The 25,111-nt window shown below is 69.2% G+C and carries 15 protein-coding genes; 9 read left to right on the top strand and 6 right to left on the bottom strand.

What is annotated here, in order from left to right; all coding sequences use genetic code 11:
* Together A5655_RS21215 and A5655_RS21220 are read left to right on the top strand one after the other, a co-directional pair.
* Positions 1 to 3,270: acyltransferase domain-containing protein (locus A5655_RS21215; protein ID WP_156764967.1), on the top strand; the 3,270-nt coding region annotated here is incomplete at its 5' end.
* Positions 3,271 to 3,362: 92 nt separating this feature from the next.
* Positions 3,363 to 5,546: an acyltransferase family protein gene (locus tag A5655_RS21220; protein ID WP_067013503.1), complete on the top strand. Its 2,184-nt coding sequence runs from the start codon at positions 3,363 to 3,365 to the stop codon at positions 5,544 to 5,546.
* 4 nt (positions 5,547 to 5,550) lie between these two features.
* Here A5655_RS21220 and A5655_RS21225 read toward each other — a convergent pair whose 3' ends face one another.
* Complete coding sequence (locus A5655_RS21225; protein ID WP_067013428.1) at positions 5,551 to 7,191, bottom strand: GMC oxidoreductase; 1,641 nt, start codon at positions 7,189 to 7,191, stop codon at positions 5,551 to 5,553.
* A gap of 134 nt (positions 7,192 to 7,325) precedes the next feature.
* Between A5655_RS21225 and A5655_RS21230 the strand changes: the two genes are divergently transcribed.
* On the top strand, positions 7,326 to 8,327 hold the full coding sequence (locus A5655_RS21230; RefSeq protein ID WP_067013430.1) for a Gfo/Idh/MocA family protein: 1,002 nt from the start codon (positions 7,326 to 7,328) through the stop codon (positions 8,325 to 8,327).
* Here the strand turns inward: A5655_RS21230 and A5655_RS21235 are convergent.
* A complete protein-coding gene (locus tag A5655_RS21235; protein WP_082978787.1) occupies positions 8,288 to 9,130 on the bottom strand; it encodes an alpha/beta fold hydrolase in 843 nt (280 codons plus the stop codon). The two genes, A5655_RS21230 and A5655_RS21235, sit on opposite strands and share 40 nt — an antisense overlap.
* Positions 9,131 to 9,317: 187 nt before the next feature.
* Between A5655_RS21235 and A5655_RS21240 the strand changes: the two genes are divergently transcribed.
* Both A5655_RS21240 and A5655_RS21245 read left to right on the top strand, forming a co-directional pair.
* Entirely contained in the window at positions 9,318 to 10,700 is a 1,383-nt protein-coding gene (locus tag A5655_RS21240; RefSeq protein WP_082978788.1) for a nucleotide sugar dehydrogenase, read from the top strand.
* A 46-nt stretch (positions 10,701 to 10,746) separates the two neighbouring features.
* On the top strand, positions 10,747 to 11,742 hold the full coding sequence (locus A5655_RS21245) for an NAD(P)-dependent oxidoreductase (RefSeq protein WP_067013434.1): 996 nt from the start codon (positions 10,747 to 10,749) through the stop codon (positions 11,740 to 11,742).
* Between the two features lie 13 nt (positions 11,743 to 11,755).
* On the opposite strand, the gene A5655_RS21250 is transcribed toward A5655_RS21245, so the two are convergent.
* Positions 11,756 to 13,963 (bottom strand): acyltransferase family protein, encoded by a 2,208-nt coding sequence (locus A5655_RS21250; protein ID WP_067013436.1) that lies wholly within the window; start codon positions 13,961 to 13,963, stop codon positions 11,756 to 11,758.
* A gap of 174 nt (positions 13,964 to 14,137) precedes the next feature.
* Here A5655_RS21250 and A5655_RS21255 point away from each other — a divergent pair, with 174 nt between their 5' ends.
* Positions 14,138 to 15,406: a glycosyltransferase gene (locus tag A5655_RS21255; protein WP_067013438.1), complete on the top strand. Its 1,269-nt coding sequence runs from the start codon at positions 14,138 to 14,140 to the stop codon at positions 15,404 to 15,406.
* Positions 15,407 to 15,422: 16 nt separating this feature from the next.
* On the opposite strand, the gene A5655_RS21260 is transcribed toward A5655_RS21255, so the two are convergent.
* From A5655_RS21260 to A5655_RS21270, 3 genes are all read right to left on the bottom strand, one after another.
* The gene (locus A5655_RS21260; protein ID WP_067013440.1) at positions 15,423 to 17,612 is read right to left on the bottom strand and encodes an acyltransferase family protein; all 2,190 of its coding nucleotides are present in this window, start codon (positions 17,610 to 17,612) and stop codon (positions 15,423 to 15,425) included.
* Positions 17,613 to 17,718: 106 nt separating this feature from the next.
* The gene (locus A5655_RS21265; RefSeq protein WP_067013442.1) at positions 17,719 to 18,768 is read right to left on the bottom strand and encodes an NAD(P)-dependent oxidoreductase; all 1,050 of its coding nucleotides are present in this window, start codon (positions 18,766 to 18,768) and stop codon (positions 17,719 to 17,721) included.
* A 133-nt stretch (positions 18,769 to 18,901) separates the two neighbouring features.
* Entirely contained in the window at positions 18,902 to 21,112 is a 2,211-nt protein-coding gene (locus tag A5655_RS21270) for an acyltransferase family protein (protein WP_067013444.1), read from the bottom strand.
* A gap of 152 nt (positions 21,113 to 21,264) precedes the next feature.
* Between A5655_RS21270 and A5655_RS21275 the strand changes: the two genes are divergently transcribed.
* The 3 genes from A5655_RS21275 (at position 21,265) to A5655_RS21285 (ending at position 24,988) form a co-directional block, all read left to right on the top strand.
* Positions 21,265 to 22,377 (top strand): class I SAM-dependent methyltransferase, encoded by a 1,113-nt coding sequence (locus tag A5655_RS21275; RefSeq protein ID WP_067013446.1) that lies wholly within the window; start codon positions 21,265 to 21,267, stop codon positions 22,375 to 22,377.
* Between the two features lie 18 nt (positions 22,378 to 22,395).
* Entirely contained in the window at positions 22,396 to 23,664 is a 1,269-nt protein-coding gene (locus A5655_RS21280) for a glycosyltransferase (protein ID WP_067013448.1), read from the top strand.
* Positions 23,665 to 23,752: 88 nt separating this feature from the next.
* Positions 23,753 to 24,988, top strand: a complete 1,236-nt coding sequence (locus A5655_RS21285; protein WP_067013450.1) for a glycosyltransferase — start codon at positions 23,753 to 23,755, stop codon at positions 24,986 to 24,988.
* Positions 24,989 to 25,111: the final 123 nt, after the last annotated feature.

Consider the following 25,111-nt stretch of genomic DNA (forward strand, 5'->3'; position numbering starts at 1 on the left):
CATGTGAATTGGTCGGCGGGCACGGTGCGCCTGCTGACCGAGCCGGTGCCCTGGCCGGTCACCGATCATCCGCGCACCGCGGCGGTGTCCTCGTTCGGCATCAGCGGCACCAACGCCCACGTCATCGTCCAACAAGCCCCCGCCCCGCCGGCCGAGGCTGAGTTGCCGGCCGAGCAACCCGACTTCGGGTTGGGGTTGTGGCCGCTGTCGGCGCGCACCCCCGCGGCGTTGCGCGCGCAGGCCGACCGACTGCATACCCACCTGCTCGCCCATCCCGGCGTGGATTTGGCCGATGTGGCGTACAGCCTGGCCACCACCCGTGCCCACCACCCCTACCGGGCGGTGATCACCGGAGCGGTCGACGGCGCCGATCCCCGCGACGACGTGCTGGGCGCGCTAGAGGCATTGCGTGATGGTCACCCGCATCCGCAGCTGATTGAGCACCATTATCTGGCGCATTTGCGCGGTAAGACGGTGTTCGTGCTGCCCGGTCAGGGTGGCCAATACGTGGGCATGGGCCGCGAGCTTTACGCACAGCATCGGGTGTTCGCCGACATGGTCGACGACTGCGATGAGGCGTTGCGCCCCTTCACCGGGTGGTCGGTGCGCGACGTGCTGCGCCAGGAGCCGGGGGCGGCGGCGCTGGAGCGCGTGGATGTGGTGCAGCCGGTGCTGTTCACCATGATGGTGTCGCTGGCCGAGGTGCTGGGCTCCTATGGCATCACCCCCGACGCGGTGATCGGGCATTCGCAGGGCGAGATCGCCGCGGCGTATATCGCCGGGGTGTTCTCGCTGCCCGAGGCCGCCCAGATCGTGGCGCGGCGCAGCCAGGCGCTGGGTGAGCTGTGTGGGGCGGGGGCGATGGCCTCGGTGTTGTTGGGCGCCGAGCAACTCGAACCGCTGCTCCAACCCTGGAACAACGCGGTAAGCATCTCGGCGATCAACGGCCCGTCGCACACCATCATCAGCGGCGAGCCGGGCGCGCTGCAGGAGTTCAGCGCGGCGTGTGAGCGTGATGGCATCCAGTTTCGTCAGATCGCGGTGGATTACGCCTCGCACTGCGCGCAGGTCGAGGCGGTGCGTGAGCGGCTGCTGGCCGAGTTGGGCCCACTCAATCCGGCCCTGGCGCGCATCCCGCTGTATTCGACGGTGGGGCAGGCGGTTTCGGGTGAGCCGTTGGACACCACCACGATGGACGCCGAGTATTGGTATCGCAACCTGCGTGAGCCAGTCAGGTTTTACGACCGGGTGGCCGAGCGGCTGGCCGCGGGGGAGTGCACGTTCGTCGAGCTGTCCCCGCATCCGGTGTTGGCCCCGGCACTGAGCGACACGCTGGCCCAGACCCCGGGTCGGGCCCAGTCGACGGTCGTGATCACCCTGCACCGGGAACGTCGGGATCACGACAGCCTGGCAATGGCGTTGGCGCAGTTGCACACCCACGGCCACAGCCCCTCATGGCCGGCGCTGTACCCACGCGCGCACACCGTCGCACTGCCCACCTATCCCTTCGACCACCGCCGCTACTGGCTAGCCCCCAGCGGACCCAGCCCGGTCGCCGCACTGGCCGACGGGGAAGAAGCCGTGGCGGCGAGCCCCCGAACGCTGGCCGCCACGTTGGCCACCCAGAGCCCTCAGCAACGGCTCGACACGCTCACCGCGATGGTCACCGCGACGGCCGCCGCCGTGCTGGCCCATCCCGACCCGGCGGGGCTCGATCCCGACGGGCCGCTGAAAGATCTCGGCATCGACTCGCTGACGGCGATGGAGCTACGCAACGCTCTCAACCGACACACCGGGCTGGCGCTGCCGGCGACGGTGGTGTTCGACCACCCCACCCCGGCGAAGCTCGCCGGCCACCTGGCCGAGCTGCTCGACGACCCCGCCGCACCCCCGGTCCCGGCGGCCCAAGCCGGCACGCGCGGCGACGACCCGGCAGGCAACCGGCTCGCGCACGTGGACCAAGCGGTATTTCTCACCATGCGCGCGGTCCACGGCACGCAGGTCCAGTTCATCTGGGTCTATGACCGCGACGTCAATCTTGATGGGCTGCAACGTTTCCAACGCAATCTCGGACGCGGGCTCTTGGGACGCAGGGTCGAACGTTCCCCGATACCGTTCGCGCGCGATCACTGGGTCATGGCACCGCCCCGGGACGGGATCGACATCGCCGCAACGCCGCGGCGCCGCTCCGATGTGAGCGCCTGGGCCGACGAGCGGGTGCGCCTGCCCGTCGATCCGGAGTGGGGACCCGGCTGGCATCTCGGAATGCTTCCGCTCGAGGGCGGCGGGGCCGCGATAAGCCTGGTGGTCTCGCACACGATCGTCGACGGGATCGGGTTTGTCGAGGCGATAGCCGACGCCGCCGAGGGCAGGACGCGCGACCTGGGCTATCCGCCTCCAGGGTCGCGCACCGTCCGGCGCGCCCTGCGTGAGGATTCCCGGCAAACCGTCCAAGAACTGCCCGGCATCGCGCGGGCTCTGGTTGCCGCGGCCCGAAGGGCCTGGCCCGACCGCAAGCAATTCGCCTCCTCGATCAAGGCGGCGCCGCCTTCCCCCGGGGCGGCCGGCACCGATCAGGCGGTGGAGGTGCCCGCCCTGACCGCGTACATCGACCCGGCGCAATGGGATGCCCGCGCGAAAAGCCTTGGTGCGAGCAGTAACTCGCTGGTGGCCGGGGTCGCGTGCAGGCTCGCGGTGCGGGTGGGGCGTGTTCGCGACGACGGAAAGGTCACCCTGCGATTTCCGGTATCGCTGCGGACCGAAGGCGATACCCGTGGCAACGCGCTCACCGTGGTCGACGTCGCCGTGGACCCAACGCATGCTGCGACGGACCTCAGGGATGCGCAGGCCAAGATCACGCGAGCGATTCTCGCCGGGATGGAGAACCCGGACGAAGAGTTTTTGGCGACATTCCCACTGGCAGCGATGGTTCCGAAGCGGCTGAACAGGAGGCTGGCCGGGATGGCCGCGGGCGGTGCCAGCCTTCCGGTTACCGTCTCCAATTTCGGTGACCTGTCCGCGGCGGTGAACCGGCCCGACGGCAGCGACGCCGACTATGCGTACATGCGCTCCTACGAGCCCGACATCAAGAAAAGCACGCTCGAGCACATCGGGGGACAACTGTTCGTCGGTTCGGGACGCGGCAACGGCAAGATCTTTCTCAGGATCTCCGCGTATGTTCTCGGCCGGGAAAACACCAAAGACGAGCTGCGGGAGATCATTTCGCGCACCCTCGCCGAATTCGATCTGACCGCGGAGATCGAGAGCTGACCCGATTTCGGCCGCCACGGGTCCCTGCGCTGGGTGCGGTGATTTCACCAACCTGGCAATCTGTTGAACACGCGTGTGATAATCCTCGCTTGGTGACCTCTCAACAGTCCGACAGCGTCAGCCCGACCGAACAGACGCAGAGTCGGCCCTCCGCGCAGACGCGGTTTCGCCCCGACATCGAGGGCTTGCGTGCCGTCGCCGTGTTGGCCGTGGTCCTGTTCCACGCCGGGATGCCGGGTCTCAGCGGCGGGTTTGTCGGCGTGGATGTCTTCTTCGTCATCTCGGGCTTCCTCATCACCGGGCTGCTCTGGCGCGAGGCGAACGCCAGCGGCAAGGTCCGGCTGGCCGGCTTCTACGGGGCGCGGGCCCGCCGACTGCTGCCGGCGTCGGCCACGGTCGGCATCATCACCGCGATCGCGGCATTTCTCCTCCTGCCGCCACTGCAAGTGGTGAGCGTCCTTCGGGACGGCATCGCCAGCGCCTTATATGTCAGCAACTACTGGTTCATCAACGGCAGCGTCAACTACTTCGGCGGCCACCTGCCGCCGTCGCCGTTCCAGCACTACTGGTCGTTGGGCGTGGAGGAGCAGTTCTACCTGGTATGGCCGGCCTTGATCATCGGTACGGCCTGGGTCATCCGGCGGGTGGGTCGGCGCACCAGGACCCAGGCCACCGCCTCGAAACGCCCGTATCTAGTGGTCCTCGCGCTGGTCGCCGTCGCGTCACTCGGGCTGTCGCTTGTCGACACCCTGTGGTTGCCTTCGGTGGCGTTCTATTCGCTGCCGACCCGGGCCTGGCAGTTGGCGGTCGGCGGCATCGTCGCCCTCATCGCCGACCAATGGCGCCGGCTGGCACCGCGCGCGGCCGTGCCGACCGGATGGGCCGGGCTGGCCCTGATCCTGCTGGCCTGCACCTGGCTGGGCCCGACCACACCGTATCCGGGTATCGCCGCGCTGCTGCCCGCGCTGGGCGCGGCGCTGGTGATCGGGGCCGGCTGCGCGGCAGCGTCGCAGGGATGCGGCCGGGCGCTGGGAACGTCGCCGATGCGGGCGATCGGCCGGATTTCCTATTCGTGGTATCTGTGGCACTGGCCGGTGCTGGTCCTCGCGCCGGCGTTGCTGGGCCACCCGCTGGGGCTGGCCGCCAGGCTGACCGCGGCCCTGATCTCCGGCGGGTTGGCGGTGCTGACCCTGCGCTTCATCGAGAACCCGCTGCGATTCGCTGCCCCGATACGCCGGTCCGCGTGGGCCAGCCTCGCGCTGGGCGGGGCGGCCACCGCGGTCGCGGTAAGCGTGGGCCTGGTGCTGCTGGAGCACGTGCCGACCCCGGTCGGGCGCGGCCCGGCGGCCGCGGCGCTGACCATCACCACGGCGCCCGTGCCCGCGGGTTCCAACATCGACGCCTACGACGCGGCGGTGCGGCAGGCGTTCGCGCAGGCGCAGATCGCGGTGGCGGCATCGGCCGACCTCAAAGCCGTCCCGTCGAACCTGAGCCCGCCCCTCGCGACGTCCGGGGACATGCTGTTCAACGGCTGCCTGCGCAACATCGCCGAAGTCGGCCAGCCCGAGTGCGTGACGGGCGATACCGCCTCGAGCACGACGGTGGCCGTGGTCGGCGACTCGAACGCGGCGATGTGGAATCCGGCGTTCCAGCAGATCGCGGCCCAGCGGCACTGGCGGCTGGAGACGCTGGCCAAGGGGGCCTGTCCGTTGATGGACCTGCCCAGCGCCGTCCCCCTGCACCACCTGGCCGAACGATATTCACACTGCCAGCAGTGGCGCGATCAAATCGTCGCCCGGTTGCGCGCCGAGCGCCCACGGCTGGTGGTGCTGAGCATGTGGCGGGGTTACACCGCCGCCAGCGAACGGCTGCTCGGCGTCGACGCGTATGGGCCCGCCTGGGTCGACAGCCTGACCCGTCTCGCGCAGCAGCTGCGCGGCATCGGCGCCAAGGTGCTGGTGCTCGGGCCGATCCCGGATCCGCAGTCCGAGGTGCCGATCTGCCTGTCCGGGCACCTCGACGACGCGACGGCCTGCTCGCCGCCCGCGTCGGCCGCGGTCAACCAACCGGGTATCGCGGCCGAGTCCGCCGCCACCAAAGCAGGTGGCGGCCAATACGCCGACCTCACCGAGCTGTTCTGCACCAAGGCCCGCTGCCCGGTCATCGTCGGCAACACCCTGGTCTACCGCGACTGGCGCCACATCACGCTGGAATACTCCCGGCTGCTGGCGCCGGCGATCGGGGCGCTGGCCGACCGCGCGCTCGCCGACGGCTGAGACGTCAGGCGGCGAAATGCGCCTGGTTCACGTGCGCGGCCACCCGCAACGCGTTGGCCGCCACCGTCAAACTGGGATTCAGCCCGGCGCTGGACGGGAAGAACGAGGTGTCCACCACGTAGAGGTTGTCCACTTCGTGCGCCCGGTTCTGCGGGTCCAGCACGCTGGTTTTGGGGTCGGTCCCGAAGCGGCAGGTGCCGCAGACGTGGCCAAGGTTCGCATTGTCCTTGCCGGTGCCCAGGGTGAGGTTGCGGAACGGCTGCAGCACCTCCTTGAGCTGCCGCACGAACGCCGCGCGGCGCTCGACCTCGCTGGGGTGTAACCGGTACCGAAGCCGCAGCCGCTGGCGATCGTCGGCGCCGGGCCGATCGGACGGCAGGACCCGGTTGTCGAGATACGGCAGGTCCTCCATGATCCCGGCCAGTACCAGGCCGCCGGTGACGAACCGCCGATACAGCCCGCGTCCCGCCGGGCCCGTCGCGCGCAGCGCCTTTCCCCGCAAGCCGGGGCGGTTGGCCAGCCACTCCATCGGCGGTATCTCGCCGAACGACTGCACGGTGCCGTACTTCTGCCCGTCACAGAAATAGAAGTCGTTGAGCCCGATTTCCTTGTTCGGCGTGCTGATCCTGCGTTTGGGGTTCGGCCAGATCTCGATCGGCTCGAGCAGGTGGCGCATCAGGTTGCGGCCCACCCAGTCCGAGCCATTGGCCAGTCCGCGCGGCCAGTCGCCGGAGCGGGAGTTGAACAACAGCACCGGGGTCGCCAGCGCGCCGGCGGCCAGCACCACGACCTTGCCTTGCAGCGCCAGCATGTCGGAGCGATGCCGGGCGATCACCCGCTGCACCTGGGTGCGGCCGGCCTCCAGGCGCACGACCCGGCATTCGGTCAGCAGCTGGGCGCCGTGCTGGGTGATCGCCGGAAGCACGCCGTTGCGGGCCGCGTCGTTCTTGCACGACCGGGGGCACAGATACGTCTGGCAGGTGGTGCAGCCCTCGGTGTAGTTGCAGGCCATCGGCAGGTGATAGGGGTGCAGACCCCGCCCGGTCAGATAATCGACCAGCGGCTGGTTGTCCGTCGAAAACGGCGGGGCCGCAGGCAAACCCACGTCGGCCGCCTCGGGGCGCAGGGGATCGGGCGCGCCGCGCACCCCGAGCAGTTTTTCGGCCTCGTCGTACCAGGGGCTCATCTGGTCGTAGCTGATCGGCCACGCCTCGGGCACGGTGGAATCGCCGGGGTCGTGGAAGTTCTGCCGGGGGGTGAAATCCTGCGCGAAGAACCGTTCGCAGACCATGCCGTAGAGGGCCGAGGAGCCGCCGGTGCCGCTGCCGATGAACGGCACGTACCGCTTCGGGCGCCGCCCGCTGATGTCTTCGATCTCGTCGGTGGTGCGTCCGGCGCGGGCCAGCGCGTCGTAGTAGGCCTCCGTCGAACGGACCGCCCCCGGTTCGGCCAGTTCGGGCATGGCCGCGCGGATCGTTCCCGGCGTCCCGGGCAGCGTGGAGCGGCCCTTTTCGACGAACAGCACCCGGCGGCCCGCGCGGGCCAGCGAGTGGCCGAGCATCCCGCCGCCCATGCCGGTGCCGACGACGATCACGTCCCACAGAACGCGTTCGGCCTCGCGCGCACTCAGCTCGCCGTCAGCCAATCGAGCTCCTCACCGGATGGTGTCCAAGCTTTGCCCGGTCCGGGCGAATCGCGATCCTAGCATCGGTTTGCCGTCGTCCGATCCGTTCAAAATTGTTGCGGTGGCCAGCCGGATCGGCTGTTAGCATCGCCGTCATGTCTGCAGGCGGCGCCCCCGTACGCATCGGCATCCTGGGCGCATCGCGCTGGGCGCCGACGACGTTCCTCACCCCGGCCAAGGAGAACAACGAGGTCGTCGTGGCCGCGGTGGCGTCGCGCGACGCGTCGCGCGCGCGGGACTTCGCCGCCAAGCACGGCATCGCGCGGGCGCACGACAGCTACGAGGAGTTGGTCGCCGACCCGGACCTGGACGCCGTCTACAACCTGCTGCCGACAAGCGTGCACGGCAGGTGGACCCGGGCCACGCTGGACGCGGGCAAGCACGTGCTGTGCGAAAAGCCGTTCACCGCCAACGCCGCCGAGGCCCGCGAGATCGCCGAACTCGCCGCCAAGTCCGACCGGGTCGTCATGGAGGCGCTCCAATACCGCTTCCATCCGTTGACTCAGCGCGTGGAGCAGATCATCGGTTCGGGGGAGCTGGGGAAGCTGGAGCGGGTGGAGGTCGCCGTCTGCGTGCTGCTGCCCAAGCGCTCCAACGCCAACGTCTACGACTACGCCCTGGCCGGGGGCGCGGTGATGGATGCCGGCGTGTACACGGTCGACATGCTCCGGACGTTCGGCGGTTCGACTCCCGAGGTCGTCTCGGCGAAAGCCAAACTGGACGGTCCCCAGGTGGACCGGGTCATGACGGCGGAGATGCGGTATGCCGAAGGGCACACGGGCCGGCTGCACTGCGCGCTGTGGTCGTCGAACCTGTTTTGGGCGAACGCCAAGATCATCGGCGACCGCGGCCAGCTGAGCTACTTCAGCCCCGCCGCACCGCACCTGTTGCCCCGGCTCTCGATCCGCTCGGCCGACGGCAAGCGGGTGGAGCGCTTCCCGCGGCGCACCACCTACGCGTATCAGCTCGACGCGTTCGCCGGGGCGGTGCTGCGCGGGGAACCGGTGAAGACGACGGCCGAGGGCGCGATCGAGAACATGACCGTCATCGACGCGATCTATCGCGCCGCCGGCCTGCCGCTGCGCCAGCCGGGCTGAGACTTCGGCACTGCGATCTCCGGCGGCAGCGCGGCGCCGGTGAACCACGCGTCGAGGGTGCGCGCGAATAGGTCCGGATAGCGCGTGGGCCAGTCATGGGGCATCCCGAGAGCGACCCGGTCGACCCCGTTGGGCATTTGCCGGGCGAGCGCCGCGGCCCACCGGCGGACCAGCGGCAACTCCTTGGCGCCGGTCACGAACATGGTGGGCGAATCCGATTGCTGGAGTTCCTCGGGAATCGTGAATCCCGAGGACGCCATGGTGACGTCGGCGAGCTGCCCGCTGGTGATCAGGCGCACGTCCTCGCGATACTCGTCAAGGTGGGCCGCGGGAACCCTTGCCTGCCAAGCGTTCCGGTAACGGCGCACCATCCAGCGGTACGCCGGGTTGCGGGCGGGCAGTGACACCAGCCGCCGCGTCAGCTCCACGAACGGCACCCGGTTGACGATCGTCCCGCACAGCACCGCGCGGTCGACGAGTTTGGGCTCGGTCGCCAGCAACTGCACCCCCACCTGGGCCCCGAGCGACAGGCCCACCACGTGCGCCCGGCCGGCGTCGACCCGGGAGCGGATGAGTTCCGCGACCGCCGCGGCGGCCCGGCCCATCTCGAACGGCCCCTGCTCGAAGCTCTTGCCGTAGTGGGGCAGATCGGGGACCAGGCAGTGGTATTGCTGCAGGCGTTCGACCACCGGTTCCCAATACCAGCCGCTGGTGTATGCGCCGTGCAGGAAGACGATGGTGGGGGCCCCGACCGGACCGGATTCGCGTACGAACAGGTCCATGCGGGCGACCATATCAGCCATGCGAGGAGATCTTTCCGGTCTATCGCGGTCGTCCACCCAGGCGGTACTCGCAGCCCAACTCCGGGTGCATATCCGAACTTCTGGTCTATTGTACCGGTGTTGGATTAGACTTCCGGACGGTTAGCCAGGGGCGGGAGGCCCCTTGAAATCCACAGGCACACGGGGGACCGAAGGGCGAGGTTCCGCGATGGCTGAAGGCGTGTTCGGGCGCAGCGACGCTGAGATCGATCTGATCGTCCGCGGCATGCGGTCCGGGATCGCAGTCGTCGGCTTCGGCTACATCGGCACGGTGATCGGTGCCGTGCTGGCCGACCGCGGCTGGCCGGTGACCGGCATCGACGTGAGACAGAACGTCGTCGACGAGATCAACGCGGGCAGGACCACCGTTCCCGAGCCGGGGCTGGGCGAGCTGGTGGCCGACAACGCGCGCGTCGGGCGCCTGCGGGCCACGACCGATTTCGGCGCCGTCGCGGACAACGACTTCGTCATCGTCACCGTCGGCACCCCGCTCGGCCCGGACTACGAGCCCATCGTCGACGACATCAAGGCGGCGGCGCGCGCCGTGGGGGAGCACCTGCACCGCGGCCACCTCGTCATCCTCAAGAGCACGGTGCCGCCCGACACCACCGAGAACCTCGTGCTGCCGATCCTCGAGGAGACCTCGGGACTGCGGGCCGGGATCGACTTCGGGCTGGCGTTCTGCCCGGAACGGCTCGCCGAAGGCCAGGCCATCCGCGAGCTGACGTCGATCCCCGTCGTCGTCGGCGCGGTCGACGAGCGCACCGCGCGCGCCTGCTCCACGCTGTGGCGGCACGCCCTGGGGGTGGAATCCATCGTCGTCGACGACCCACGCACGGCCGAGATGGTCAAGCTCGCCGACAACCTCTGGATCGACCTCAACATCGCGATGGCCAACGAACTGGCCAAGGTGTGCGACCGGCTGGACATGGACGGGCTGCAGGTCATCGACGCGGCCAACTCGATGCCGAAGGGCACCCACAACGTGAACATCCTGCGGCCGAGCATGGGCGTGGGCGGCTACTGCCTGACGAAGGACCCATGGTTCGTCAACCATCTCGGACAGATGCTCGGGTTGGAGCTCGGCATCCCGCGGACGTCGCGGACCGTCAACGACACCATGCCCGCCTACACCTACGGGCTGCTCACGCAACTGCTCGCCGAGCAGGACAAGACGATCGAGACCAGCAAGATCGCGGTCCTGGGCATCGCGTTCAAGAACAACACCGGCGACTGCCGGCTGACGCCCACCAAGTACGTCGTCGAGTTGCTCGAGCAGTCCGGCTGCGATCTCTCCATCCATGACCCCTGGGTGCCCGACGAGGAGGCCCCCACGGTGACGAAGATTCCGTTGTCCCCGGACATCGAGTCGGCGGTCAAGGATGCCGACGCCCTGGTGGTTCTCGCGGGCCACCGCGAATTCCACCAGATCCCGCTGGCCCGGCTGGCGGACCTCACGGCACCGGGCTGCGTGTTCCTCGACGGGCGCAACAGCTTCGACCCGGCGGCCGTGCGCGCCGCCGGATTCGTCTACAAGGGGATCGGCCGGTAGGCATACTGCAGGCGAAGGCAAACCTGTACATATAGAAAGAGCGAATATGTCTCATGTCGTCGTAACGGGCGGCTACGGCTTGATCGGATCGCATCTGGTTTCCACGCTGCTGGACCGCGGCGACTCGGTCACGGTGTTCGACCAGGCGAAGAACACCCGCGACACCAGCATCGACTTCGACCGGCACCCCAACTTCCGGTTCGTGCAAGGCGACGTCACCGACCTGGGGGCACTCGAACAGGCCCTGACACCCGGTGTCGACAAGGTCTTCCACCTCGCCGCGGTCGTCGGCGTAAAGAACTATATGAAGGATCCGCTCCAGGTTCTCGACGTCAACGTGACCGGCACCCGCAACGTCCTGGAGCTGAGCCAGCGGCACGGCACCCGCGTGGTGTTCGCCAGCACGTCCGAGGTGTTCGGCAAGAACCCCAACCCACCTTGGGCCGAGGACGACGACCGCGTGCTCGGTTCCACCAAGACGGCGCGATGGAGCTACAGCACCAGCAAGGCCATGGCCGAGCACCTGGTGTTCGCGATGCACACCGCCCACGGGCTGCCGGTGACGGTGGTTCGCTACTTCAACGTCTACGGCCCGCGGCAGAACCCGATTTTCGTGATTTCCCAGACCGTTCACCGCATCCTCAACGGCCTGCCACCGTTGCTCTACGACTCGGGTGACCAGACGCGGTGCTTCACCTACGTCGACGACGCCATCGCCGGCACCTTGCTGGCGGCCGACAGCGACGCGGCGATCGGTGAGGCCTTCAACATCGGCAGCATGACCGAAACCACCATGCGCGACGCCGTCGAGCTGGCGATCAAGATCGCCAACGTCGACTCGGTGACCGAGGCCGAGGTCGTCGACACGGCGGCGCGCTACGGGGGTCGCTACGAGGACATCCCCCGGCGCATCCCGGACTCGACCAAGGCGCAACGGGAGCTGGGTTGGCGCCTGAAGGTCGATGTCGAGGAGGGCATCCGCCGCACCGTCGATTGGGCCCGGGCCAACCCGTGGTACCTCCAGGGACCCGCGGGGGACTAGCCCGAGCGCCGCGTCAGCCGTGCGCCAGCGCGCGGTCGGCGAGCGTCCCCATCGCCGGCGCCAGTTCGCGGGAGTAGTCGGCCGTGATGTGGTTCCAGTCCAGGTAAACCATGGCGTTGCCGACGATGACGGGGCAGCGGCTGGTCGTGCAGAACAGCTCGGTGAGGTCGGCGTATTGCCCGCCGCTGGCTTTGGTGGCGGCGGTCTCGGCCGCGACCCCGGCGTCGTTCACCGCGGCCGACCGGGGCGGGGAGCAGGCCGTGGCGTCATCGAGGTGACCCGACAGACATTCCGGCACCGGCGTGCCCGGGTCCGGGACCGGGCCCAGCACCAACACCTTCGCGCCCGCGGCGCGCAGCTGCTGCACCAGCCGGGTCAGGCTGTCGATCCACGCGGGGTCGTACGGCGTGTAACCCGCCTGCCAACTGCCCTCAGTGCGCTCCCGCGACATGCTCACCACGACCAGCCGCGGGTGCTCGGCGCGTAACCGGGCCAGGATCAGCGCGCGCCACTCGTCGCAGTGCATGAAGCGTTCGATCAGGCCGTCGAGGTGTTTGGCGATGGGCACGTCGAGCAGGGGGCAGCCCGCCTTGGCCATCATCTCCAGCCGCCAATGCCGTTGCTCGGCGATCTGCTCGAACGCCGGATCCCACATCGCGGCGTGCGAGTCGCCGACGAGGGCCACCGTGGTGCTCGAGGCGGTGTCTCCCGTCGCGCACTCGGGCTGTCCGCTTTGGTTGGCGCCGCGGAAGCAGCCGCTGGACCACATCGCCGTCTGGCCGGCCGTCGCTTCGGCGACCGGCGGTTGCAGGTTCGACGGCACGGCCCTCAGGTCGGCCGACGCCGCGACCGCGGCCTGCGCCTGCGCGAACGCCTGCTGCACCGCCGCGTCGTAGGCGTCCATGCCGTCGCCCGCGGGGACCGGCGCCGCGGTGATGGTCAACGGCGTGCCGGGCGCGCCGCGGCCGACCGGGATCGGAATCCAGGCCAGCATCGCCACGCCTACCCCGACCGCCACCGCGGTGGCGATGGCGCCGACCGCGAAACTGGCCAGCGGGGACCTGCGCAGCGCGGCGCCGTATCGCAGCGGGGTCTCGACATAGCGCAGCGTGAGCATCCCCAGGCCGCCGGACAGGAGGACGGCCACCAACCTGCCGGCCAGCCCCAGCTGGTGGCCCAGCAGCGGCACGGCGAGGACCAGCACGGGCCAGTGCCACAGGTACCACGAGTAGGACAGCCGGCCCATCTCGCGCATCGGCTTGACCGCCAGGATGCGGCCCGCGCCCTGCGTGGGTATGGCACAGCCGGCGCCGATCACCAGAACCGTGCCGAGCAGCGGCCATATCGCGGCGGTGCCCGGATACGGTGTGGCCGGGGTGAGCCGGTTGCAGACCAGCACGATCAAGGCCAGCCCGGCCCATCCCGTGATCGCCGCCGCCCGTGCCGGCAGCCGGCGCCACTGGTTGGCGGTCAGGGCCAGCATGCCGCCGACGGCCAGGTCCCAGGCCCGCGTGGGCAGCGAGAAGTAGGCCGCCGACGGCACCAGGTAGGTGGTCAGCAGCGACAGCGCAAACGACAGGATCGCGACGAGCGCGAAGACCGCCAGGAAGGCGCGCTTCGGTGTGTTCGACGACGTATTAGTAGTAGCGCCGGCGCGCCGGCGGCGGGTGCGCCGGATCAGCCACCAGGTGCCGATGATCAGCAGCGGCCACACCAGGTAGAACTGCTCCTCGACGCCCAGGGTCCAGTAGTGCTGGAACGGCGACGGCGGCTGATGGCCGCCGAAGTAGTCGACGTTCTCGTGAATGAACCAGTAGTTGCCGACGTACAACGCGCAGGCGATGCCGTCCTCCACGACGCCCTTGGCCTGCAACGGCGACAACAGGACCGCCGAGGCCACCACCGTCACGCTGCCGATCAGGGCGGCCACCGGCAGCAGGCGGCGGACCCGCGCCGCATAGAACTTGCGCAGCCCGAGCGTGCCGGTGTTGTTCACCTCGCGCCAGAGCTGACCGGTGATGACGAAACCCGAAATGATGAAGAAGATGTCCGGGCCGACGAACCCACCGCTCGCGCCGGGCACGTCGGCGTGGAAGAGCAGGATGGCCACCAGCGTCAGCGCGCGCAGGCCCTCGATGTCCGGGCGGAATTCCTTGTGTGCCGAGCCCCGATCTTGCGCTACCCCGGCAGGGCTAACGCTTTCGGCCTGGACCACGGTCACCCACCTGTTCTGAGGAGGCGTTCATCGAATCGAGGCATTATCACACACACGTTCAATGCCTCTCGGGCGAATCCGCCGGGTGCCCGGTTATGCTGCTGGGCGGCTGGGCCGGGAACGCGAGCGGCCGCGTCCATTCCACCCGCGCAGGGGAAGCGAAAGGCTAGGATCTCGCCGATGAAGTTCGTGCTGGCAAACTGGGGAACTCGCGGCGAAGTCGAGCCCTATGTCACTGTCGGCCGCGAGCTGGTGCGCCGCGGGCACGACGTGCACATGGCCGTCGCCCCCGAAATGGTGGGCTTCACCGAGGCGGCCGGGCCGACGGCGGTCGCCTACGGACCGGAATTGAAGGCCATCCTGGACCCGCACCGCGATTTCTGGGCGGGTCTGTTCACCACCCCCTGGAAGGTCCGCGAGCTCGGCAGGTTGTCGGCCGAATATTCGGCGCCGCTTTCCCAGTGCCGCGCCGAGGTGAGCGCGACGCTGACGTCGCTGGCGCAGGGGGCCGACCTGCTGCTCACGGGCATGAATTTCGAGGACGACGCGCTCAACGCCGCGGAGTATTGCGGCATCCCGCTGGCCACCCTGCACATCTTCCCGCTGCGAGCCAACGGCCGGCTCCTCCCGTACCTGCCGGCGCCGCTGGCCCGCGCCGCGACGCGGACGCTCGACTGGCTGGCCTGGCGCGGCGGGAAGACGGTCGAGGATGCGCAGCGCCGTGAATTCGGTCTGCCGGAGGCGACGCGCCCCTGGCCGCGCCGGATCGCCGAGCGCGGCTCGCTGGAAATCCAGGCCTACGACGAGGTGTGCTACCCCGGTCTGGCGGCCGAGTGGGCGAAATTCGGCGGCCGGCGGCCGTTCGTCGGCGCGCTGACGATGGAGTTGCCGACGGACGCCGACGAGGAAGTCGCGTCGTGGATCGCCGCGGGGACGCCGCCGATCTGCTTCGGATTCGGCAGCGTCGGCGTCGAATCCGCCGCCGACACGCTCGCGATGATCAGCTCGGCGTGCGCCCAGCTGGGCGAGCGGGCGCTGGTGTGCGCGGCCGGCTCGGACTACAGCAACGTCGCCCACTCGGAGCACGTCAAGGTCGTGGGCGTGATGAACTACGCCGCGGCCCTGCCCGCCTGCCGCGCGTTCGTGCACCACGGCGGCTGCGGCACCACGAACGCGGGCCTGCGCGCGGGACTGCCGACGTTGATCCTCTGGACGCTGCCCGATCAGGGGCTCTGGGGAGCGCGGGTCAAACGACTGAAAGTGGGCACCGGGCGGCGCTTTTCGGCCACCACCGAGAAATCGTTGGTCGCCGACCTGCGGACCGTCCTCGCGCCGGAATGCCTCACCAACGCCCGCGAGCTCGCCGCCCGGATGACCAAACCCGCCGAGAGCGTGGCGGTTACCGCCGATCTGGTGGAGAACTTCGCGCGCCTCAAGCGGGTGGGCTGATCGCCGACCGCGGCGTTCAACCGTGGGCGAGCGTGCGGTCGGCCAGCGCCGCGATCGCCGGTGCCAACAGCCGGGAGTACTCGAACGTCAGGTGGCTCCGGTCGAGGTAGACCAGGGTATTGCCGACGATGACCGGGCAGCAGTTGGCGGTGCAGAAGAGATCGGTGATGTCGGCATATTGCCCGCCCGCGGAGGTGGTGGCCGCGGATTCGGCGGTGATGCCGGTTTCGTTCACCGCCGTCGACCTGGACGGTGAGCAGGCGCTCGCGTCGTCGAGGTGGCCGGACAGGCAGATCGGCACATAGGACTGCGGGTCCGGGGTGGGCCCGAGCACCAGCACCTGCGCACCGGTGCCGCGCAGCTCCTGCACCAGACGGGAGAGGCTGTTGTTCCACGCCGAGTCGTAGGACGTGAAACCCGACGGGAGTCCGTAGCGGGCGCCGTATTGGCGCATCACGCTGAGCACGATCAGCCGCGGGTGCTCGGCGCCCAATCGGCCGATTATCTGGCCGCGCCACCGCGTGCACTCGGTGTAGTCGCGGTGCAGGTTGGGGCTGATGATGTGCAGGTCCAGCAGCGGGCAACCGGCCTTGGCCATCATCTCCAGCCGCCAGTGCCGCTGGGTGGCGATCTGCTGCAAGGCGGGATTCCACATCACCGCGGTGGAGTCGCCGATCAGGGCCGCCGTCGTCGCCGACGAGGTGTCGCCCGTCGCGCATTCCGGCTGTCCGTCTTGGGAGAAATTGCGCATGCAGCCGTCGCGGAAAAAGACCTGGTGTTCGGCCGCGGCGTCGGCCAGCGGGGGATCGAGGTTCGAGGGCACGGCTCTAAGGTCGGCCGACGCCGCCACCGCGGCATGCACTTGCGCGAACGCCTGCTGGACCGCCGCGTCGTAGGCCGCCATGGCGGAGCCCGCGGGGGGAGGCGCCGCGGTGATGGACAGCGGGGTGACGGGTGCGCCGCGCCCGACCGGGGTGGGCACCGCCACGAGCAGCGCCACTCCCACACAGACCGCCACCGCGGTGGATGCACCGCCGAGCGCGAGGCTGGCCCGCGCGGAGCGGCGCACGGGATCGGCGAACCGCAGCGGGTTTTCGATGAATCGCAGCGTGAGTACGGCCAGCGCGCCGGAGGCGATGGCGGCGGTCAACCTGGCGGCCAGCCCCAACGGGTGGCCCAGCAACGCCGGTAAGAGCAGCAGCACCGGCCAGTGCCACAGATACCACGAGTAGGAGATCCGGCCGATCGCGCGCATCGGCGCGGATCCCAACACGCGGCCGCATCCCTGCGACGCTGTGGCGCAGCCGGCCCCGATCACCAGCATCGCGCCCAGCGTCGGCAACAGCGCGGCGCTACCCGGATACAGCGTGGCCGAATTGAACTGGTTGCAGGCGATCAGGATGAGCGCCACTCCGGCCCATCCGGTCAGGGCGGCGGGTCGTGCCGGCAGGCGGCGCCACTGGTCGGCCGTGAGGGCTATCAGCCCGCCCGCGGCCAACTGCCAGGCCCGGGTGGGAAGCGAAAAGAACGCGATCGCCGGTGCCGCCTCGGTGATCAAAAACGACAGTGCGAACGACGCGGCAGCGACGAACGCGAGGACGACCAGATACGGGCGTTGCGAGGAGCCGGTGTCGGTCTTGGCGCGCCGGCGCGCACGCCGGACGAGCCACGCGGTCCCGATGATCAGGGCCGGCCAGATCAGGTAGAACTGTTCCTCCACCCCGAGCGACCAGTAGTGCTGGAACGGCGAGGTCGGTGTCATGCCGCCGAAGTAGTCGACGCCTTGCTGAATGAACCAGTAGTTGCTGACGTACAGGGCGCTGGCGATGCCGTCGAAGATGACGCCCCGGGCCTGCAGCGGGGGGAGCAGGACGGCCGAGCCGATCAGGGTGACGATGCCGACGGTGGCCGATGCCGGCAGCAGCCGGCGGGCCCGGGCCCCGTAGAACTTGCCCAGCCCGACGGTGCCGGTCCCGCTCACCTCTCGCCACAGCAGCCCGGTGATCAAGAAGCCCGAGATGACGAAGAACACGTCCACCCCGACGAACCCGCCGTCCACCCCGGGCACGTCGGCGTGAAACAGGACGACCGCCAGCACCGCGACCGCGCGCAGGCCCTCGATGTCCGGGCGGAACCGCGACTGCGCCGAGCCCCCACCCCGCGCCTCTTCGGTAGGGCGAACGCTGTCGGACTGGCGCAAGGTCACCTACCTGAAAAGAGGACACGTTCCCGAATCGAGGAATTATCACACACCCGTTCAACAGGCTCGCCCGATTCGGTCCGTGGGCCTAAAGCGCGACGACCGTGGGCAGTTAGGCCTGCTCGCCGATCCAGTCGAGCAGCGCACGCAGGCCGTCCTCGAGCGTCCACTTCGGACTCCAGCCGAGCTCGACCCCCGCCGGCTCAATGTCGCATCTCGCCGCGCGAACGTCGCCGTCGCGGAACTTGGCCACGACGACCGGTTCGGGGGCCGTGCAGATGGCGGCGATCTGTTGCGCCAGCTCGTGGATGGTGGTCGGGATCCCCGAGCCGATGTCGACGCAGCGGGCCACGGTCGCGGGTTTTTCGATCGCGGCGAACAGGGCCTGCACGACATCGTCTATATAGATGAAATCGCGCACGATCCGGCCGTCTTCGTAGACCTCCAGCGCCTGCCCCGCGCGCGCCAACCGGGCGAAAAGGGCGACTATTCCGGTGTAGGAGTTCGTCAGCGACTGGCCCGGCCCGAAGACATTCTGCAGCCGGAGCATGCTCACGTTGGTGTCATGGGCCGCGGTCCAGGCGGCCAGGATGTGCTCCTGGGCGAGTTTGGTCGCGGCGTAGATGTTCGTCGGTCGCGGCTCCGTTCGGCCGGCGCCGCTCGGCAGCGGTATCGCGGGGTCGTCCGTCGGCCCCTGCGGGTCCCAGATCCCGGCCAGGAGCTGAGCGTGGCTGCGCGGCGGCGGGTAGAAGACCCGCGGGCCGCATTGCCAGGCCCCCTCGCCGTAGACGGCCCGCGACGACGCCAGGACGAGCTGGTCGGGCACGTGTCCCGAGCGGCCCAGGGCATCGAGAAGCTGGGTCGTGCCCACCACGTTCACCGAGCCATGGCGCGTCGCCTCGGAGAGCGACTGCGCCGTTCCCGTCTCGGCCGCCAAATGGACGATCTGGGCAGGGCGGACCAACCGAAGGACCGCGTCGCAGTCCGGGGCGTGGGTGACGTCGCCGGTGAACAACCGCACGGACGGCGGCAGGTTGATCGCGGCGCCTTCGGCGTGCACCTGCGGGTGCAGGACGTCCATGACAGCGACGTCGTAGCCGGCGTCGACGAGGCGGCGAGCAAGCGCGGACCCGATGAATCCCGCCCCGCCAGTGATGAGCACCGATGTGGACAACTGCCGACGCCTCCGGTTCCTGCGTGCAGAAAATTGGTGACCGGCACGCGTTGCCGTGGGCGCGGTCCGGGTGATCATAACGGCGAAGCCGTATATCGATCGCCGTTATCGGCGGGAAGGGTCAGCCGGCGGGCGTGCGGTTGGCCGGCACCCCGGCCGCGCCGGCGAGCGCGCGGTCGGCCAGCGCACCCATCGCGGGTGCGAGCGCCCGCGCGTATTCGCTCGTCAGGTGATCGTCGAAATACACCATGGTGTCGCCCACGACGACCGGGCACCGGTCGGCGGTGCAGAACAGCTGGGTGAGGTTTTCGTAGTGTCCGCCACCGGCTTTGGTGGCGGTGGTCTCGTCCGCGATGCCGGCGCGGTTCAACGCCTTCGACCGTGGCGACGAGCAGGCCATCGCGTCGTCGAGGTGGTCGGACAGGCAGATCGGCACCGACTCGTAGGGATTCGGAACCGGCCCGAGCACCAGCACCTGCGCACCGACGCCGCGCAGCTGCTGCACCAGCCGGGTCAGGCCGTCGGACCAGGCCCGGTTGTAGGGCTTGGGCAGGTAGTCCAGGCCGCCGTACCCGCGGGACATGCTCACCACGACGAGCCGCGGGTGTTCGGCGCGCAACCGGGCCAGCATCGCACCGCGCCACTGCTCGCAGCGCTGAACGTAGTCCACCAAGCGACCGACGAAGCCGTTGACCGGCAGGCTCATCGGCGGACACGCCCCCTTGGTCAGGGTCTCCAGCCGCCAGTGCCGCTGCTCGGCGACCTGCTGGAAGGCCGGGGCCCACATCGTGGCGTGCGAGTCGCCCAGCAGGGCCACCGTCGTCTTCGAGGCCGGATCGCCCAGCACGCACCCGGGTTGTCCGACCGCCAACAGGTTGCGTTGGCAGCCGTTGAAGAACTCCGCCCGGTATTCGGCGGCCGCGTGGGCGAGCGGCGGCTCGAGGTTCGACGGGACGGCCCGCAGGTTCGCGGCCGCCGCGACCGCGGCCTGCACCTGGGCGAACGAGTCGTGCACCGCGGCGTCGTAGGCGTCGATGCTGGAGCCCGCCGGGGCAGGCGACGCCGTGATGGCCAACCGCGCGCCCGGCGCTCCGCCGCCGACCGGGTCGGGCACCCGGCCGATCAGCGCCACGCCCACGCAGACCGCGGCGGCGGTGGCGACGCCGCCGAGCGCGAGGCTGGCCAGGGCGGAGCGGCGTATCGGGGCGGCGAATCGGAAGGGATCCTCGATGAAGCGCAACGTGAGCACGGCCAGCGCGCCGGAGACGAGGACCATCGCCAGTCGGCCGGCCAGCCCCAGGGGGTGGCCCAGCAGGGCCGGCGCGAGCAGCAGAACCGGCCAGTGCCACAGGTACAAGGAGTAGGAGATCCGGCCGATCGCGCGCATCGGCGCCGCGCCCAACACGCGCCCGCATCCCTGGGCGGGGGTGGCGCAGCCGGCGCCGATCACCAGCACCGCGCCCAGCACCGGCAACAGCGCGGCGGTGCCCGGATAGAGCGTGCCGGGACCGAGCAGGCCGCAGGAAAGCAGGATCACCGCCAGGCCCGCCCACCCCAAGATCGTGGCGGCGCGTGCCGGGAGTCGGCGCAGCTGGGCGGCCAAGAGGGCGACCAGGCCGCCCGCGGCCAACTGCCACGCCCGGGTGGGCAGGGAAAAGAACGCCACGGAGGGCGCCACGAAGGTGGCGGCCAGCGACAGCACGAACGACAGGGCGGCGACCAGCGCCAGAACCACCAGATATGGCGTCTGCTTGGACGGGGCCTCGGCCTTGGTGCGCCGTCGCACGAGCCGGATGAGCCACGTCGTGCCGATGATCAGCGCCGGCCACACCAGGTAGAACTGCTCCTCCACGCCCAGCGACCAGTAGTGCTGAAACGGCGACGGCGGCTGCGCAGGGGAGAAGTAGCTCAAGCCCTCGTGGGCGAAGTGGTTGTTGCTGACATACAGCGCGCTGTAGACGCCGTCCTCCAGCACGCCGCGGGCCTGCAGCGGGGGCAGCAGGGCCGCCGAGGCGATCGCGGTGACCACGCCGACCAGGGCCGAGGCCGGCAGCAGCCGGCGAGCCCGGGCCCCGTAGAACCGGCTCAACTTCACGGTGCCGGCGGAGCTCACCTCGCGCCACAGCAGCCCGGTGATCAGGAAGCCCGAGATGACGAAGAACAGGTCCACGCCGACGAACCCGCCACCGACACCGGGCAGGCCGGCGTGAAAGAGGACGACGGCCACGACCGCGACGGCGCGCAGGCCTTCGATGTCGGCGCGAAAGCCCGACTCAGCCGAGCGCTGACCCCGCGGTCGGTCGACAGGGCTGACGCGGTCGGCGTGAAGCAAGGAAGCAACCTTGGAAAGAAGGAGAAATGAGGACGTGTCCCCCCGGTCGGGGGAAGTATCACACACGTGTTGAACGCATTGGGTATGTTTGCGAATCATTGTCCGAGAGCTGACGGAAGGCGGAGCTCGCCCATGACCAACCTGGAGGTGCGGTGAGCGTCGTCGACAGCCCGACGGTGGAAAGCCCGGGAGTCGATCGGACGAACCTGCACAAGGTATGGAAGGCGGTCCTGGCCGGCGACGCTCTTCTGCTGGCCGCGGCGTGCTATTTCCAGCCGCTGCTCCTCGCCGCGTTGGGCGCGCTGCTCCTTTTACTTGTGGTTGCGCGCCTCGTTCATCGGGATCGCGACCGCTACATCCCGAACCTGTACGCCCGGGACATCAGCGTCTACGACGACGCATATCGCGCGTTCATCCGCCGCACGCTCGCCGACATCCGGCGGTGCAGGATCGCGGGCCACACGCTGCTACGCGAGGCGTCGCAACTGGCGAGGCCAAGCCGCGATGAACTGCTGCTCGACCTGGGCGTGTGGCTCGGCTGGTCGACGCGGCTGACGTCCGACGCCTCCGGCCGCCAGGTGTACGGCTTCGATACCTTCGAGGGCCTCGTCGAGGACTGGCAAATCGACGACCAGGCCCTCATCAAGCAGGGGACCTTCTCACTGTCTGAACCGCTCGCGCAACGGTCTATGAAGGACACCGGAGTGACCCTGCACGACGGGGTTCCCGACGCGCTCGGTCGCAAGGTGCAGTTCATCAAGGGCAGCACGTACGAGACGCTGGCGCCGTTCCTGGCCGATCGCCCCGGCGCCCCGATCGCGTTGTTCCACATGGACTTGGACACCTACGAGAGTTGCCTGCACGCGCTGGAAACGTGCAAGGACCGCTTCGTCGAAGGATCCGTTCTCGTCTTCGACGAATACCTCGTCACCAATGCCGAAATGCTCGCGTTCTATGAGTTCCAGAGCAAGTACGAACTGGAATGGCGGTACCGGGCGTGGGGCCTCGAGATCATGGAGATGAACCTCGAGATGGTCGTCTCGCGGTGGAAACGCGCCACCTACTACCTGCCCTGGATTGCGGGCTATTGGTTGGTGGGGGACGGCAGCTATGTCTGGAAGTTCTTCCGCAGGCGGTTCTGGCGTTTCTGGCTGGGCGCGCCGATGGGCGACATCCTTTTCATGCTGGGTGCCGCCGGACAGCGGAAGTCGGTCAGCCTGGAAATCACGGGTCTCGGCAAGCTCGATCCAAACCGCCCAGCGTGACCTAGGACTCGGGCCGCGATGAAGTTTGTGCTGGCAAGCTGGGGCAGTCGCGGTGATGTCGAGCCCAACCTCGCCGTCGGGCGTGAGCTGACGCTCCGGGGGCACGACGTGTGCATGGCAGTCCCCCCCGATCTGGTCGGCTTCGCGGAGGCGGCCGGTGTCGCGGCCGTCGGCTTCGGACCGGAGTCGAACTCCATCCTCGACTCGCACCGCGAATTCTGGACCTGTTTCTTCAGCCACCCTTGGCGGATCAGGGATCTGACGAGGGCGCGGCTCGCGATCGGCGGGCCTCTACTCCAGGGTTGGCAGGACATGAGCACGGCCCTGAGTTCCCTGGCCGACGGCGCCGACCTGATTTTCACCGGCATCAACTTCGAGGACGCTGCCGCCAACGTCGCGGAGTACTACGGCATTCCGCTGGCCACCTTGCACTACTTCCCGCTGCGGCCCAACCGTCAGACCCTCCGATTCCTGCCGGCACGGCTGCGGCGTCCGGCGGTCGCGGCCTTCTGGTGGGTCTCGTGGCGTGGGATGAAAAAGGTAGAAGACACCCAGCGCCGTGAACTCGGCCTGCCAAAGGCAACCGGTTCCGCACCGCGGCGGATCACCGAACGCGGATCGCTGGAAATCCAGGCCTACGACGAGGCGTGTTTTCCCGGGCTGGCGGCGGAATGGTCGGAGTGGGACGGTCAGCGTCCCTTCGTGGGCACGCTGACGCTGGAATTGCCGACGGACGCCGACGACGAGGTCGCGTCCTGGATCGCCGCGGGAACGCCGCCGATCTTTTTCGGGTTCGGCAGCATCCCGGTCGAATCCCCGGCGGACACGATCGCCATGATCGCCGCGGCCTGCGCGCGGTTGGGCGAGCGGGCCTTGGTGGTCGCCGGCGGGACTGATTACAGCGGCGTGCCGCAGTTCGACCACGTCAAGGTGGTGGGCGCGATGAACTATGCGACCGTGTTTCCCGCCTGCCGCGCGGTCGTCCACCACGGCGGCTCGGGCACCACGCCCGTTGCGATGCGTGCGGGGGTCCCACAGGTGATCCTCTATTGGGATCTGGTGCACGCGGTTTATGGGGCCGCGGTCAAACGGCTCGAGGTGGGCACCGCCCGGCGCTTTTCGACGGCCAGCGAGAAATCGTTGATCGCGGATCTGCGAACCGTCCTCGCCCCGCAGTGCGCCGCCCGGGCCTGCGAACTGGCCACCCGAATGACCGAACCGGCCAAAAGCGCCGCGGCCGCCGCCGACCTGCTGGAGAATTTCGCCCGACGCAAGCGGGCTAGCTGAGCGGCCAGGGCGATTTTTGAGGCAGGGGCCAGGGCCAGGAAGTATGGTTTAGCACTTGTTAGACCCAAGTAGAAGAGCGAGGAGCTCCATGAAGTTTGTGCTGGCGTGCTGGGGAAGCCGTGGCGATATCGAGCCCGTGGCCGTCGTCGGCCGCGAGCTGGCGCGCCGCGGGCACGAGGTGTGCATGGCCGTCCCGCCCGACCAGATCGCCTTCGTCGAGAAGCTCGGGCTTTCGGCCGTCGCCTACGGGGTCGACTGGTCGGAGAGCATGAAACCGTTGCGCAGCTTCATGAGCCTGTTTTTCCGCGAGCCGTGGCGGATCCGGGGTCTGATCAAGTTCTGGCGCGACCGATGGGATGTCTTCACCACGTGCTGGGCCGACATGAGCAGGACGCTCGTGGCGGCGGCGGAGGGCGCCGACCTGCTGTTGACCGGCCAGAGCTGGGAGGAGCAGGCAAGCAGCGTCGCGGAGTACTACAACATTCCGTTGGCAACGCTGCATTACAACCCGATCCGGGCCACCGCCGCCCGGCAGGTGCGGGCGTACGAATGGGGTTACTGGCTGCTGAGCAAGAGGGTCGAGGGCGCGCAGCGTCGTGAACTCGGCCTGCCGAAGGCCACCAAGCCCGCACCCCAGCGGATCGTCGAACGCGGCTCGCTGGAGCTGCAGGCGTACGACGCGGCGCTGTTTCCCTGGTTGCCGGCCCAATGGGCGGAATACACCAAGGAGCGCCCCAACGTCGGCACGCTGACGCTGGAGTGGCAGACCGACGCCGACGACGAGATCGCGGCGTGGATCGCCGAAGGGGAACCGCCGATTTCCTTCGGCTTCGGCAGCATCCCCGTGGACGACCCGACCGCGATCATGGCCATGATCGGCGCGGCCACCGCGGAGCTAGGGGTGCGGGGGCTGGTGGTATCGGCCGGCAGCGACTACAGCAACGGCCCCCACTTCGACCACGTCAAGGTGGTGGACACGATGAACTACGCGCGGATCTTTCCCACCGTTCGCGCGATCGTGCATCGCGGCGGTTCGGGCACCACGAACGCCGCCCTGCGCTCGGGCGTGCCCGCGCTGATTCTGTGGAAGTTGCCCGACCAGTTCTTCTGGGGAAATCAAATCAAGCGATTGAAGGTCGGCACCGCCCGGCGGCTTTCGACGGCCACCACGGAAACGCTCTTGAAGGACCTCCGCACGATCCTCACCCCGGAATACGCGGCCCGGGCGCGTGAAGTCGCGTCGCAAATGAGCGACGCGTCTAAAGGCACTGTTGCCGCCGGCGACCTGGTCGAGAATTTCGCCCGCGCGCGAGTTGCCGGCTGACCGGCTCGAAACGCCACCGCGCGAGCACCCATCACCGCAGGTCAAGCCGGTCGGACGGGCCAACCGACGGAGCGCCTCGCACGCCCGCCGATTGGCGACCCGCGTGACGGCCGTCTCAGTTAC

It is taken from the genome of Mycobacterium sp. 1081908.1 (assembly GCF_001673535.1).
GTDB lineage: Bacteria > Actinomycetota > Actinomycetes > Mycobacteriales > Mycobacteriaceae > Mycobacterium.